The sequence below is a fragment of the Olsenella sp. kh2p3 genome (assembly GCA_900119625.1).
Lineage (GTDB): Bacteria > Actinomycetota > Coriobacteriia > Coriobacteriales > Atopobiaceae > Tractidigestivibacter.
On record FPKD01000002.1, the window covers coordinates 231,592 to 245,325 of the forward strand.

General features: G+C 62.5%; 11 protein-coding genes. 6 read left to right on the plus strand and 5 right to left on the minus strand.

Annotated elements, in window-relative coordinates; genetic code table 11:
* Window positions 1-60: 60 nt before the first annotated feature.
* Complete coding sequence (gene argF / locus BT122_RS04455; protein ID WP_072354770.1) at window positions 61-1,056, minus strand: ornithine carbamoyltransferase; 996 nt, start codon at window positions 1,054-1,056, stop codon at window positions 61-63.
* Window positions 1,057-1,161: 105 nt separating this feature from the next.
* Window positions 1,162-2,412: an arginine deiminase gene (locus tag BT122_RS04460; protein WP_072354771.1), complete on the minus strand. Its 1,251-nt coding sequence runs from the start codon at window positions 2,410-2,412 to the stop codon at window positions 1,162-1,164.
* A 148-nt stretch (window positions 2,413-2,560) separates the two neighbouring features.
* Between BT122_RS04460 and ppk1 the strand changes: the two genes are divergently transcribed.
* The 6 genes from ppk1 (at window position 2,561) to BT122_RS04490 (ending at window position 9,484) form a co-directional block, all read left to right on the plus strand.
* Window positions 2,561-5,314: a polyphosphate kinase 1 gene (gene ppk1, locus BT122_RS04465; RefSeq protein WP_083432303.1), complete on the plus strand. Its 2,754-nt coding sequence runs from the start codon at window positions 2,561-2,563 to the stop codon at window positions 5,312-5,314.
* 15 nt (window positions 5,315-5,329) lie between these two features.
* Window positions 5,330-6,652 (plus strand): 23S rRNA (uracil(1939)-C(5))-methyltransferase RlmD, encoded by a 1,323-nt coding sequence (gene rlmD / locus BT122_RS04470; protein ID WP_072354772.1) that lies wholly within the window; start codon window positions 5,330-5,332, stop codon window positions 6,650-6,652.
* 76 nt (window positions 6,653-6,728) lie between these two features.
* The gene (locus tag BT122_RS04475; RefSeq protein ID WP_072354773.1) at window positions 6,729-7,145 is read left to right on the plus strand and encodes a GNAT family N-acetyltransferase; all 417 of its coding nucleotides are present in this window, start codon (window positions 6,729-6,731) and stop codon (window positions 7,143-7,145) included.
* Window positions 7,146-7,540: 395 nt separating this feature from the next.
* Entirely contained in the window at window positions 7,541-7,726 is a 186-nt protein-coding gene (locus BT122_RS04480; protein WP_072354774.1) for a ferredoxin, read from the plus strand.
* Between the two features lie 141 nt (window positions 7,727-7,867).
* A complete protein-coding gene (locus tag BT122_RS04485; protein WP_072354775.1) occupies window positions 7,868-8,491 on the plus strand; it encodes a Maf family protein in 624 nt (207 codons plus the stop codon).
* An 18-nt stretch (window positions 8,492-8,509) separates the two neighbouring features.
* Entirely contained in the window at window positions 8,510-9,484 is a 975-nt protein-coding gene (locus BT122_RS04490) for a P1 family peptidase (protein WP_072354776.1), read from the plus strand.
* Window positions 9,485-9,742: 258 nt separating this feature from the next.
* Here BT122_RS04490 and BT122_RS04495 read toward each other — a convergent pair whose 3' ends face one another.
* From BT122_RS04495 to glf, 3 genes are all read right to left on the minus strand, one after another.
* A complete protein-coding gene (locus BT122_RS04495) occupies window positions 9,743-10,768 on the minus strand; it encodes an aliphatic amidase (RefSeq protein ID WP_072354777.1) in 1,026 nt (341 codons plus the stop codon).
* A 600-nt stretch (window positions 10,769-11,368) separates the two neighbouring features.
* Window positions 11,369-12,403 carry a glycosyltransferase family 2 protein gene (locus BT122_RS04500; RefSeq protein ID WP_072354778.1) on the minus strand — a complete coding sequence of 345 codons (1,035 nt, stop codon included), beginning with the start codon at window positions 12,401-12,403 and terminating at the stop codon, window positions 11,369-11,371.
* 112 nt (window positions 12,404-12,515) lie between these two features.
* Window positions 12,516-13,718, minus strand: a complete 1,203-nt coding sequence (gene glf / locus BT122_RS04505; protein ID WP_059054556.1) for a UDP-galactopyranose mutase — start codon at window positions 13,716-13,718, stop codon at window positions 12,516-12,518.
* Window positions 13,719-13,734 lie beyond the last annotated feature (16 nt).

A 13,734-nucleotide genomic window follows, 5' to 3' on the forward strand; every position in this document is an offset into this window, starting at 1 on the left:
CCTTGATGTCCTTCGCCCTCCGAGGGAAAGACCAACCCCCCGCCCAACAGCTACGTCCGCTTACTTGAGCGTCGCGTACATCACGGCCTTTATCGTGTGCATGCGGTTCTCGGCCTCATCGAAGACGCGGGAGCGCGATCCCTCGAAGACCTCGTTGGTGACCTCCATCTCGGGCAGGCCGAACTTCTCGTAAATGTCCTCGCCAATGGTGGTGTGGCGGTCGTGGAAGCTGGGAAGGCAGTGCATGAAAATGGCGTCGGGAGCAGCCTTGGCCATCACGTCAGCGGTGACCTGGTAGGGCTTCAGGAGCTTGATGCGCTCAGCCCAGAGGCTGTCGGGCTCTCCCATGGAGACCCAGATGTCCGTGTAGATGACGGAGGCGTTGCGCGCACCCTCGTCCACGTCCTCGGTGAGGGTGATCGTGGAGCCGTTCTCTGCCGCGATTGCACGGCACTGCTCGACAAGCTCGGGTGCGGGCATCTGCTTCTCAGGACCGCACGCGCAGAAGTCAATGCCAAGCTTGGCACACACAACCATCAGCGAGTTGCCCACGTTGTTGCCCGCATCGCCCATGAAGGTGAGCTTGCGGCCAGAGAGGTCGTTGCCAAACTCCTCGCGCATGGTGAGGATGTCGGCGAGCATCTGCGTGGGGTGGAACTCGGTGGTGAGGCCGTTCCACACGGGAACTCCCGCGTAGTCCGCAAGCGTCTGGACAATGGACTGCGCGTAGCCACGGTACTCGATGCCGTCGAACATGCGGCCAAGCACGCGCGCGGTGTCCTCGATGGACTCCTTCTTGCCCATCTGGCTCGAGCCGGGGTCGAGGTAAGTCACGTTCATGCCCAGGTCGTGGCCGGCAACCTCGAAGCTGCAGCGCGTGCGCGTGGAGGTCTTCTCAAAGAGCAGGACGATGTTCTTGCCCTCGAGGTAGCGGTGCGGCTCGTGCGCGTGCTTCTTGGCCTTGAGGTCGGCGGAGAGGTCGAGGAGGTAGCGGATCTCCTCAGGCGTGAAATCGAGCAGCTTGAGGAAGTTGCGTCCAGAGAGGTTGACGGCCATGGATGGTCCTTTCTTCCCGTACGCGGGATGAGGGTGTGGTGCCCGCTGCGCTGGGCAGCAAGTCAAAGTCTAAACCCTCGTTGGCACGAGAAGTCAACCGCACGCCTACTTCACGGCATCCCTCCAGAACGCCATGCTCATGCAGTGCGGGCCGCCCCGTCCGCGCGAGAGCTCCGCCGAGGGAATCTCCAGAAGGTTTACGCCCGCGTGGTAGAGGATGTCGTTGGTTACGGCATTGCGCTGGTAGACCATCACGGTGCCGGGGCGAACCGCAAGGGTATTGGAGCCGTCGTTCCACTGCTCGCGCGCAGCGGCAATGGGATCGTCTCCCCCACACTTGATGAGGCGTACCGCAGGAAGCCCCAGGGCACCGGCAAGCATCTGGTCGAGCGTGCCTTCCATCTGCGAGATGCGCGTCTCTCCCTCGTGCGCACCGCGCGTGATTGAGAAGACCTTGAGCGTGCCGAGAATACCGGGGTGAACCGTAAAGGTGTCGACGTCCACCTGCGTGAACACGGTGTCGAGGTGCATGAACGAGCGCTTATGCGGAATCGAGAAGGCGTACACGGCACGCACCGGGGATTCCTCGCTCCAGAGGAGGTGCTTAGCGAGCCGGTCAATTGCTGCCGGCTGCGTACGCTCAGATATTCCCACGCCAATCACACTGGCACTCAGCACCAGGATGTCTCCGCCCTCGATGTGGTAGGGACTCGCCGGGTCGTACCAGATGGGTACATGCGAGTACTCGGGGTGATAGGTAAAGAGGTAGCGGCCAAAGAGAGACTCGCGGCGCCTCGTCGCCGAGCGCATGCGGTTGAGGCTCACGCCAGAACCAATGACCGAGAAGGTGTCGCGCGTGAAGTAGACGTTGGGGATAGGGTCCACAAGGATGGGGTTCTCGTCTCCTCCGCCCGCCTCCATCACGTCTGCAAGCGAGGCGTCCTTAACCGAGGCCAGGTCGACCTCATCGGCACGCACGCCGGTGATGGCCTTCTCGACAAGCTCGAGGGGGTCGTCGATGTCCTCCAGGCGCTGGCGCACGGCCTCGCGCACGCCGGGCCCGTCTATGCCGCACTCGGCCACATAGTCGCGAATGAACGACTCACGCGCCATGGGGTTTGCAGCCAGCGCCTCCGCCACGAGCTGATCGAGGTAGAGCACCTCGACACCTTCGTCACGAAGCATCTGGGCAAAGCGGTCGTGCTCTGCCTGGGCGGTCTCCAGAAACGGGATGTCATCAAAGAGGAGGCGGCCGATGTTGTCGGGCGAAAGGTTGAGAAGCTCGTCACCCGGGCGGTGGAGCATGACCTTGCGAAGCTCGCCAATCTCAGAGCAAATGTTGAGACCCGTTGTCATCGCATCCTCCGTAATGCTTTCGTAAGCATCTACCTACCTTCTAAACGATACCCCATGAGAGACGGCTAAGTCATTTTGACCCCTGCTAGAATCAAAGACCAGAACAATCAATCCATTCGCGCGGGAACGCGCACGGGGAGGAATGGTCATGCCAGACCAGCAGATTGCAACGTCAGGAGAGGCGGAACCCCAGAAGGCAAAGACACGTGGGAACGCCCTCGAGAAGGCCGCTGCGGAGTTTGCCGATGACGCAACCGAGAGGGACGAGACGGGCGCCCGCCGCAAGCGAGATTTCTCCTACACCCAGAATCGCGAGCTCAGCTGGCTGCGCTTTGACAGCCGCGTGCTCGACGAGGCGTTCGACGAGACGGTCCCCCTCTTCGAGCGCCTCAAGTTCTGCGCCATCTTTGGCTCCAACCTCGACGAGTGGTTCATGATCCGCATTGGCGGCCTCTCTGATCTTGCCTCCCTCAAGAACCAGCCGCGCGACAACAAGTCCAACAGGACGCCCGCCGAGCAGCTCGATGACATCTTTGCCGCCCTGCCGGCAGACGTGGCGCGCCAGCAAGAGGCGCTTGCGCTGGTCGAGAGCGAGCTTGCCACCCACGGCCTTGCCCGCGTGACGCCCGACGCGTATACGCCAGAGGACCGCACGGCCCTTTCCAAGTACTTTGATTCCCGTCTCGCACCCATCATTTCCCCCATGGTGGTCGACCCGCGCCACCCCTTCCCCAACCTGAGGAACGGCCGTCTCTTTGTGGCATGCACGTTGAACGGCCCCGACGAGACGGGCGTCCTGGGCATCATCGAGGTGCCCGCCTCCGAGTCCCGCGTGGTGGCCCTGCCCTCTGGCGCCAGGACCTTCCGCTACACCCTCATCGAGGATGTCATGCGCACCTTCCTCGACCGCAGCTTTGGCGACTACGTCCCCAAGAAGTCTGCCGTGCTGCGCGTCACACGCAATGCCGACATCGACCCCGATGGCGAGGGAGTCGAGGAGGAAGAGGACTACCGTCAGCATATGAAGAAGATCCTCAAGCTGCGCCAGCGCCTGCAGCCGGTGCGGCTCGAGGTCTCCGGCGAGCTTGGCCGCAAGTGGGAGGCGCTTGTCACGCAGGAGCTTGGCCTAGAGGAACGCCGCGTCTTCCACGTGGGCATGCCGCTTGACCTAGGCTACGTCTATGGCCTCGAGGCAAAGATCCCCGACTGGGCCCACGCCGACGTTGTCTTCCCGCCCTTCGAGCCCCAGCCCTCCCCCATGGTCGACCCAAAGCTCCCCATGCGCGGCCAGGTGGAGGACCACGACGTCCTTCTCACCTACCCGTACGAGAGCATGTCTCCGCTGCTCCGCCTTGTGCGCGAGGCCTCCTCGGACGACCAGTGCATCTCGATCAAGATCACGCTCTATCGTGTGGCAAAGAGCAGCCACCTGTGCGAGAGCCTCATCGCCGCCGCCGAGGCAGGCAAGGACGTCACCGTCCTCATGGAGCTGCGCGCTCGCTTTGACGAGGAGAACAACATTGCCTGGGCCGAGCGACTGGAGGACGCCGGCTGCACCGTGATCTACGGCTCCGAGGGCTTCAAGTGCCACTCGAAGATCTGCCAGATCACCTACCACGACAACGCCGGCATCAGCCGCATCACCTGCCTGGGAACCGGCAACTTCAACGAGAAGACCGCCAAGCTCTACTCGGACTTCATGCTCATGACGGCCAACCCCACCATTGGCGCGGACGGCAACACGTTCTTCCGCAACCTCTCGCTGGGCAACCTCCGCGGCTCCTACCAGCTGCTGGGAGTGGCTCCGGCAAGCCTCAAGCCGCTCGTGATGCGCGGCCTTGACCGCGAGATCGAGCGCGCACGTGCCAACCAGCCCGCGCAGGTCTTCCTCAAGATGAACTCCCTCACCGACCGCGACGTGATCGACAAGATCGCCGAGGCGTGCGAGGCCGGCGTGCGCGTGCTCATGATTGTGCGCGGCATCTGCTGCATCCGCGCCAACGTCCTCGGCAAGACCGACGGCCTTGTCGTGCGCCAGATCGTGGGACGATTCCTCGAGCACGCCCGCGTTTACGCCTTTGGCGCCGAGTCCGACACGATCTATCTCTCCAGCGCCGACATGATGACGAGAAACACCGAGCGCCGCGTTGAGATCGCCTATCCCGTGCTCGACCCCACCTGCCGTGCGCTGGTCACGACCTTCGTGAACCTCCAGCTTGCCGACAACGTGAAGGCGCGCCAGCTCACCACCGATGGCACCTGGGAGAAGGTCCCTCGCGAGAAGGACGAGCCCCCTATCAACAGCCAGGAGGTCCTGCTCGCGCTTGCCCGCGTTCGCGCGCACACCAAGCGCTCCGAGGCCGCCGCCCTCACCCCCTTCTCGCGCATCGAGAAGATCCCGCACGGCCTTGCGCAGGCACTCTCGTCGCTGCCGGCAACGGGCGGCTACAACCACCCGCATGTTGCCGAGAAGCTCGTTGCCTCGATTGACCCTACGTCCGAGGCCACCGCGCGCATCACCGAGCGCGAAGCGAAACGCGAGGAGGAGAAGCAGCGCGAGGAGCAGCACGCTGCGCAGGTAGCCGAGCGCGTGCTCACCGCTGCCGAGGACGCCGAAGTGGAAGAGGAGAGCCGTCCGGACGAGGAGAATGCTGGGGCCGAAGCGCCCGCGCCGCAGGAGGATTTGGAGCCGGAGGCAGCAGCCAAGGCCAAGACGGAAACGGAGGCGGAGCCCGCCACCGAATTGAAGGCGGACCCCGAACCCGCACCGGCACCCGCGCCCAAGCCTACCGCTACGTCCCCAGCGCCTGCACGGAAGAAGCGAAGCCGCATCGCCACAGCTTTCTCACTCATTGGCCGCGGTTTTGGCGTACTCTTTGGCGGACCGATGGACGAGGACTAGCGCAAGGACACATGCATGACGACAACGAGGCTCAAGATCGAGCGTATGGGCTACGGCCCCGAGGCGATTGCGCACGACGGTGACGGCAAAACCGTTTTCGTGACGGGTGGCGTGCCAGGTGACACGGTGGAGGCAGAGACCGATGCCGACGAGGCGCGCTTCTCCCGTGCGCATGTGACCAAGGTGCTCGAGGCCTCGCCAGACCGCGTGACACCGCCGTGCCCCTTTGTGGACGTCTGCGGCGGCTGCCCCTGGGCACATCTCTCCTACGAGGCGCAACTTGCTGCCAAGCGCTCCGGCGTCGTTGATGCTCTCGTGCGCCTGGGGGGCTTCCCGGCCGAGACTGCCGAGGCCCTCGTGGCACCCATCGTCGCCCCCGGCGACCCCTGGGGCTACCGCAACAAGATCGAGCTTGCCGTGGAGACCCAACGCGGGCGCGCCGTAGTAGGGATGCATGCGGCAGGGTCTGCCGGCGTGGTGAAGGTCCCCGCCTGCCCGCTTCTGGACACTAAGTTCAAGGGCGTCGTGAAGGCCGTGCAGGGGGCCATGAACTTCCTGGCGGGCTCTCGTGACCTGGGGCTTGAGCGCGTGGGCATTCGCGCTTCTCGGCGCACAAAGGAGCTCGAGGTGGCCCTCTGGGGCGCCCCTGGGCCCTTCCCGCGCCCGCAGGTGGCCAAGGTGCTGGGCGACGCCACAAAGGTGACATCCGTCGTGCGCGTCATGCAGAAGGGGCCGGCCAAGGCACGTCGCATCGCCGGCGTCGAGCGCCTCTCGGGCAAGGGCTCCTGGGGCGAGCTTGTGGGAAGCGAGTCCATGCGCGTCTCGGCGCCCTCGTTCTTCCAGGTGAACACCAGGGGAGCTGACAAGCTCGTGTCGCTGGTCATGGAGGGGCTCTCCCCTGCCGAGGACGAGGAGGCTATGGACCTCTACTGCGGGGCGGGAACCTTCACGCTGCCGCTTGCGCGCAAGTCCGGCTTTGTCTCGGCTGTCGAGTCCTACGGGCCAGCCGTGCGAGACCTGCGTCACAACCTGGACGCTGCAAACCTCACCAACGTCGACCCCATTGGCGGGGACGCCGGCATCGAGTTCCCCGACGTCGACGCGGACGTTATCGTGGTCGATCCGCCACGCGCGGGCCTTGCTGCCGACGTGGTGGCGCAGCTCTCCGACCAGCCGGCGCGCGCCATCGCCTACGTCTCCTGCGACCCCGCGACGCTTGCCCGCGACCTTGCGCGCTTCCGCGACGAGGGCGTGTTTAGGCCCGTAAGCGTGACGCCCGTGGACCTCTTCCCGCAGACCTTCCACGTGGAGAACGTGACCATCCTCCACAGGCAATGAGACAAAGGGAGTTTCCCTTTGTCTCATTGCAAGAGCACGCAGGTCGCGCAATAGGACCTAGGCAGGAGGATCTAGCTTGGAAATTCGCATGTATCACTCGCTTCCACAGGAGGCGGTTCTCGTCCGCACGAAGGTCTTCGTGGAGGAGCAGGGATTCCATAACGAGTTTGACGATGTCGACGACTCAGCGCTGCACTTTGTTGCCTTCGAGGACGGTGCGCCGATAGGGACCTGCCGCCTGTTCTTTTCGGATGAGCGGGGGTGCCTTGTGCTCGGAAGGCTTGCGGTGCTCAAAGCCGGCAGAGGCAAGGGCACTGGCCAGGCTCTCGTACGCGCGTGCGAGAGGTACGCCGCGGAAGACGACAAGCACCGCATCGAGCTGTTGGCGCAGGCGAGGATTCAGGGCTTCTACGAGAAGCTCGGCTTTCGCGCGCTCGACGAGAGGTGTGACGACGAGGGTTGTCCGCACGTCTGGATGAGAAAAGAGCTCTAGGGGCGCAGGCGCTTGATGAGACGGGCCTCCGGCGTCGATTTGGCGCCTGAAGGCCCGCTTTGGACGTGATTGCTGCACCGAAACGTGCCCTCCGGCGCCGTTTTGGCGCCCGAGCCGCGACGTCGTACGGAATCGCTGCGACAATGTTCCCTCCGGCGCCAGAATCTCGCCTAAGAGGGGATTTCGTTCTCCTCTCGGCGCACCGCCCACTCCAGCGTCAAATCCCCCTTCACAGCTAGGAATAAACCGCAGCTCAACGGCCCAATTCTGTGCCTCGCAGCTCTTTTTAGACCGTAGGCAGAATTACGTTGCGCACCGCTCCGGAAACGTGTAAAAAGATTAGGACCTTGGGTAAGGGGCCCAGGGACGAGAAGTTCAAGTGAGAGGAACGCAACATGAAGGCTTCTGTCAACGAGGATTGCATCGGCTGCGGTCTTTGCGAGGGCACCTGCCCCGACGTCTTCAGCATCGGTGACGACGGCGTCGCACACGCCATCGAGGACGACGTGCCCGAGGATGCCGAGGATAGCGCCCAGGAGGCGGCTGACAACTGCCCCGTCTCCGCCATCACCGTCGAGTAGCCCAGCACGGCTCATACGGCTCTGGCACAGGCGAGGGGGTCGCGCAAGCGGCCCCCTCGCTTTGTCTCTGCCTGGCATTGGCATCAGCGCGCTCAAGAACGACTATGCTACCAACGACCAAACCCTAGTGATTGGAAGCACATGTACCTGGCATCGCAATCCCCCAGACGGCGTCAGCTCCTCGAGGCAGCGGGCTTCTCGCTCACCATTGTGCCCGCAGATATAGACGAGACACGCCAAGCGGGCGAGACGCCCACGCATCTGGTGGAGCGACTTGCCTGTCAGAAGGCAGAGGCTACGCGCGCGTCGCTGGGAGGCAGGACTACCGAGAACGTGCTTCTCGCCGCCGACACCATTGTCTGGACCGAGGACGGCGACGTTCTGGGCAAGCCCACAGACGAGAAAACCGCCCGCGCTATGCTGCGAGAGCTCTCGGGTCGAGCGCATCACGTATCCACGGGCGTCTGCCTCATGCACCTTGACCCCACAGCAAAGGCGCTTGCAACCCGCTCCTTTGTCGAGACCACGCGCGTCTCGTTCTTTAACCTCACAGACGAGGAGATCTGTGCCTACGTTGCCTCTGGCGAGCCCATGGACAAGGCCGGCGCCTACGGCATCCAGGGTCGCGGCAGGCTGCTTGTGAGTGGCATTGAAGGCGACTGGGCAAACGTTGTAGGGCTGCCGGTTGCCCGCGTGGTGAGAGAACTTGAGGCGCTTCTCGGCAGACAGGACTTCGTTGCCCACTGCCTGGGTGCGCAGGACTAGCTGACGAGAGGAACAACCATGCCAAGCATCGAGAGCATTACGCAGATTCCCGGGATCTTTGCCGCACATGCGACCAACGCCGAAGCCGGAACGGGCTGCACGGTCATCGTGTGCCCCAAGGGCGCCACGGGTGGCGTCGACGTTCGTGGTGGGGCCCCGGCAACACGCGAGACTGACCTTCTCCGCCCTGAGGAGACCGTCCAGACCCTCAATGCCGTGGTTCTCTCGGGTGGGTCCGCATACGGCCTTGCAGCGTCCTGTGGCGTCGCAGAGGAGCTCGAGCGCCACGGCATTGGTCTGGACGTGGGAGTTGGCGTAGTGCCCATTGTCTCTGGCGCGTGCGTGTTCGACTTGGCATGTGGAGACCCGCACGTGCGACCCACGGCAGAGGACGGGGCCCAGGCCACACGCCTGGCACTTGCGGGGAACGGAGAGCCGCTTGCTCGCGGCAACGTGGGTGCAGGAACGGGCTGCACCGTTGGCAAGGTTGGAGGTCCCACGCGCGCCATGAAGAGCGGCCTTGGCGAGGACGTAGAGGGCGTGGGTGCCTTGGTCTGCGGCGCCGTGGCCGCCGTGAACGCCTGCGGAGACGTAGTCGACCCCGCAACCGGCGCGGCAATTGCAGGTCTTCGCACCAAGGACGGTGAGGCCCTTGCAAGCACGGAGGACGAGATCCTCTCGCTGGCAGCCCAGATGCCGCTCGAGCGTCGCACCAACACAACCATCTCGTGCGTGGTCACCAACGCGCGCCTCACCAAGCCGCAGGCCACGAAGGTGGCGCAGATGGCGGCAGACGCCTACGCCCACGCCATCAGGCCCACCCACACGACCAACGACGGCGACACCATCTTTGTGATGGCCACGGGCGAGGTCGAGGCACAGGTGGATGTGGTTGGGGTTCTCGCCACACGCGCCCTCGAGCGGGCGATAGCAGACGGGGCGAGAAGCGCCAACGCAGCGTATGGCCTTCCTGCTGCTCGAGACCTGGCGTAACTCCTGCGGCGACTGGCAAGCGCCGGGCAAGGCCCCTCAATGTGTGGGGTTTCCAGAAGTGGGGCAGCGCCTTGTCCCGAGCATGAAAGGACCGCCACCGTGAGCATCCTGTCCGTTCCCTGCCATCAGGGCGATGCACCAAAGCTCGAGGAAAAGCTTGCAGAGATTCTGCCAGCACCGGAGAGCTAGCGCAAAGAGCGGGGCTGCCCAGCTGGACAGTCCCGCTCACCATTTTTTCCTCTGCGCTATTCCTCCGTGCTATTCCTCGTGGGGAATGCCGGGAATCGGTGCCCACTTGACGCCCGGAAGCGTCCTGGTCATGCCCTCGACCTCTTTCTGGGTGCCTTCGGGGTCCTCGACCCACTTGCGGTAGAACTCGAACTGGCACTTCGACTCGCCGAAACGCTCTTCGCCCGAATTGATTGTGCCCGTATAGCCGCGGTGCAAGAGCTTGTAGAGATGGTTCTGAGACTGCCAGTTAGCACGGGCATCGCGAATGGCAGACACCGAGAGCTGTGCATACTGGTAGCTGTAGTCCTCTGCACCGGTCATGCCAAGGATGTGCCCATCAAAGCCGCAGATCGAGCTGTGGCCGAAGTAGGAATAGACCCCATCGAAGCCCGATGCATTGGCAACTGCCGCATAGACATTGTTGCACCATGCCATGACGGGGACGACATTGACCTCTTCCTGATTCGCCGGATACATGTAGCCCTGGCAGCGGATGACAAGCTCGGCACCGCGCATCGCACAGTCTCGCCAAATCTCAGGATAGTTGCCGTCATCACAGATGATGAGGGAAATCTTGAGGCCCTTGGGACCCTCGCTCACATAGGTGGAGTCTCCCGGATACCAGCCCTCGATTGGCGTCCAGGGAATCATCTTGCGGTACTTCTGGACAATCTCCCCCTTGTCATTGATCAGAATCAAGGTGTTGTAGGGGACCTTCTTCGGATGCTCTTCGTGGCGCTCGCCTGTCAGGGAGAAGACGCCCCAGACATGGTTCTCTATGCAGGCTTTCTTGAAAATCGCGACCTCGGGACCATCCACTGTGGTCGCATTCGCCATCATCTCGTCGAAATCGTACATGATCCCATGCGTGGAGTACTCGGGAAAGACCACGAGGTCGAGTCCGGGAAGCCCGGTCTTGAGCCCCTTGATATAAGAAGCGATATGCTCGCAGTTCTCGAGGATACCCGCCTGGTCATGAAGACGCGGCATCTTCCAGTTCACAACCGCAACGCCTACACAGTCCGCGCTTGAAGAGATGTCCCCGTGGTTCATAGCATGCCCCTTTCACATCAGCTTCCAGCTCATCCCTCAACTGGCTGAGCTCATTCTCGGAAGATGCAGTTATAGACAGGAGACACGGTCATTGAATCATGGTTGCGTCTTCTCTTCTGGCAGGTTTCAGAAGGCATTGCGGCTCGACAGCACTGGACCTGCCCACGTCCGGACTAGCCGGGCTGCCCTTTTGAAGTTCGACGGCCAATTGTCATCTATATGCGATGACCAGAAAACAGCAGCCGGCAGCCCGCGCTCTGGTCCACAGCCTCAGTGCCGACTCGTATAGTCTCCCAGATGCCGTCAAGGTAAGCTCGGCCTAAGGCGAGGCCTCAGAGCCCATAGTCAGGTCGTTCTCGCCCCTCGCAGAGAAGAGCTCCATTTCTTAAAAGCAATCCGCATTTGCCCTGTTGGCGTGTAGTCGTTTTAAGAAAAAGAGCTGTTCTCCGAAAAGGAAGGACCCCGAGCCAAGACCCGAAGCCTGACGCGCCAAGGGAATACGCATGCGCGGGACCCTGTTTGCTTCAGGAGTTCTTCGCGAAGCGTAACTCCAGAAGCAAACAGGGCCCCAAGCCCCCGTACGTCTCCCCTTGCGCGTCCCTAGTTGAATTTCACGTGCTTCTGGGCCACGCGATAGCCCCAGAGCGTGATGTCCTTGCCCACGAGGCCAGGCAGGTTGGTCGCGATGCCCACAACGCCATGACGCGCACGACGATACATCTTGGGATCGTAGGCTTTGAGGTCATCCCAGAGCTTCTGCAGCTGCTCCTCGGCATCGGGCCTATCGGACTTCTTCGAGAAGACCGAGCAGATGGCCATGATGATGGTGAAGTAGCTCATCATGTACTCGCGTAGCTTGCGCGGCTGGACGTCGTCGTAGAGGTGATAGGCCTCCCACATCACGCGAGCAACGCGCCAGTAGTGGTCAACGCGACTCGTGAGTACGGCGTCGTTCACGGACTGGTCCTCGCGCCCAATGAAGTAGCGATAGAGGTCCACATCAAGGTAGTAGAGGTTGTGGCACCTGGGGAACGGCACGTAGGCGTAGATGTTGTCCACGTAGAACGTGTGAGCCGGCATCTGGAGGTTGGCCGCGCGCAGCGTCTTGGTGCGGTACGTGAGCGCATGCATGAGCAGGTACTGCGTCTTCTTGAAGTGACCAATGTCGCTCCAGGTAAAGACGCGGCCCACCGGCAACACGTGACGGTAGTCGACCACGTTCTGGGTGCCGTCCTCGACGTGCTCGTAGACGTAGTTGGTGATCACGAGGTCAACGTTGTCGCCAAGCTCATCAAAGCGGCGGAGCGTGGTGAGAAGGCGCTGGAGTGCCTCTGCGTCGAACCAGTCGTCGGAGTCGATGTTCTTGAAGTACGCGCCCTGGGCTGCACCCACAGCAGCCATCACGGCCTTGCCGTGTCCGCCGTTCTCCTGGTGCACCGCGCGGATGATGTTAGGGTAGCGCTTTGCCCAGTCGTCAGCCTTCTGGGGCGTGTCGTCCTTGGTGGAGCCGTCATCCACAATCACGATCTCGACGTCCTCGGCATAGCCGGACCCCTCGAGGATGGAAGTGATGCACTTGTCCATGTAGGCCGCCGCGTTATAGCACGGGATGCCAAAGGTGATGGTCTTCTCCATGTGAGTTTGTCCTTGGTCGAGGGAGCGTGGCTGTGGTTGGCACGACAGACCAAACGGTCTTAAAGCGCGCGAGAAAAATGGGGCGGAGCGCTGTGCCCCGCTCCGAAGCGTGCTACTTGTGCACCTGAATGAGCTCGTCCGACAGGTTGAGCGCCGAGGCAACCACACCATCCATGTCGTAGTAGCGGTACTCCGCAAGGCGGCCAACACAGTGGAAGTTGAGAATGCCGGCAACACGCTCGCGGTAGCGGCGGTAGAGCTCGAGGTTGTCATCCTCCAGGATGGCATAGTACGGCGTCTGGCCGCTCTCGGGCACGTATGCCTTGGAGTACTCGCGCATGATGGTCGTGCGCCCAGGCGCCACCTGGCCGGTCATGTTCTTGAACTCGGTGATGCGCGTGAAGTCCTCGGAGGTGGTGTAGTTGACGGTGCCCACGGGCTGGAACTGGTCGATGGGGAGCGTCTCGAACTGCATGTCGAGCGTGCGGTACGGCAGCGCGCCCAAGTCAAGCCCAAAGAGCTCGTCAAGGGGACCGGAGTAGACAATCTCTCCGCCGTAGGGACGCCCGCAGATGAGGACATTCGAGGTGCTCACCTTAAGGATGTCACGCACGTCTACGCCGAGAAACACGGAAATCAGATCGTGGTTGAGCATGTTCTCAAAGAGCTTCGTGTAACCCTCGGCGGGCATGCCCTGGTACTTTGCCGTGGGGAAGTAGCGGTCGTCGTCACCAACAAAGACGGGCACGCGGCCAGTGATCGACGGGTCAATCTGGTCGGGAGTTTTGCCCCACTGCTTCATGGTGTAGTGGAGAAAGACGTTCTCATAGACGTAGTCGGCGACCTCGGAGAGCTCGGGGTCGTTCTTCTCGCGCAGCTCCATGATGGGGACCTTCTTGTTCTCACCGAAGGTCGCCACGAGCTTCTGGTAGAGCGCCTCTCCCCTCTCGTCACCAAACGCGAGCTTGAGCGAGGTGTGGTTGAAGGGAACCGGCATGAGCGTGCCGTGAATGTTGGCTAGGACCTTGTGCTGGTAGCCCGTCCACTCGGTGAAACGCGAGAGGTACTGGTTCACGCGGTCGTTCATGGTGTGGTAGATGTGCGGGCCGTACTTGTGCACCAGGATGCCGGCATCATCAACGTAGTCGTAGGCGTTTCCGCCAATGTGGTCGCGTCGCTCGATGACGGCGACCTTCATGCCGCACGCCTCTGCAAGGCGGCGGGCGCAGACCGCACCCGCGTAGCCCGCGCCCACGATGATGGCATCATATGCATCTGGGTTGAAGCCGGCAGGCAGTCCGTTTGCGATTCCCATGAAAGTCCTTCCCAAG

Bases quoted from the DNA above. Each gene is read 5' to 3' on its own strand.
- argF (WP_072354770.1), bottom strand. From the start codon at position 1,056: ATGGCCGTCAACCTCTCTGGACGCAACTTCCTCAAGCTGCTCGATTTC.
- BT122_RS04460 (WP_072354771.1), bottom strand. From the start codon at position 2,412: ATGACAACGGGTCTCAACATTTGCTCTGAGATTGGCGAGCTTCGCAAG.
- ppk1 (WP_083432303.1), top strand. From the start codon at position 2,561: ATGCCAGACCAGCAGATTGCAACGTCAGGAGAGGCGGAACCCCAGAAG.
- rlmD (WP_072354772.1), top strand. From the start codon at position 5,330: ATGACGACAACGAGGCTCAAGATCGAGCGTATGGGCTACGGCCCCGAG.
- BT122_RS04480 (WP_072354774.1), top strand. From the start codon at position 7,541: ATGAAGGCTTCTGTCAACGAGGATTGCATCGGCTGCGGTCTTTGCGAG.
- BT122_RS04485 (WP_072354775.1), top strand. From the start codon at position 7,868: ATGTACCTGGCATCGCAATCCCCCAGACGGCGTCAGCTCCTCGAGGCA.
- BT122_RS04490 (WP_072354776.1), top strand. From the start codon at position 8,510: ATGCCAAGCATCGAGAGCATTACGCAGATTCCCGGGATCTTTGCCGCA.
- BT122_RS04495 (WP_072354777.1), bottom strand. From the start codon at position 10,768: ATGAACCACGGGGACATCTCTTCAAGCGCGGACTGTGTAGGCGTTGCG.
- BT122_RS04500 (WP_072354778.1), bottom strand. From the start codon at position 12,403: ATGGAGAAGACCATCACCTTTGGCATCCCGTGCTATAACGCGGCGGCC.
- glf (WP_059054556.1), bottom strand. From the start codon at position 13,718: ATGGGAATCGCAAACGGACTGCCTGCCGGCTTCAACCCAGATGCATAT.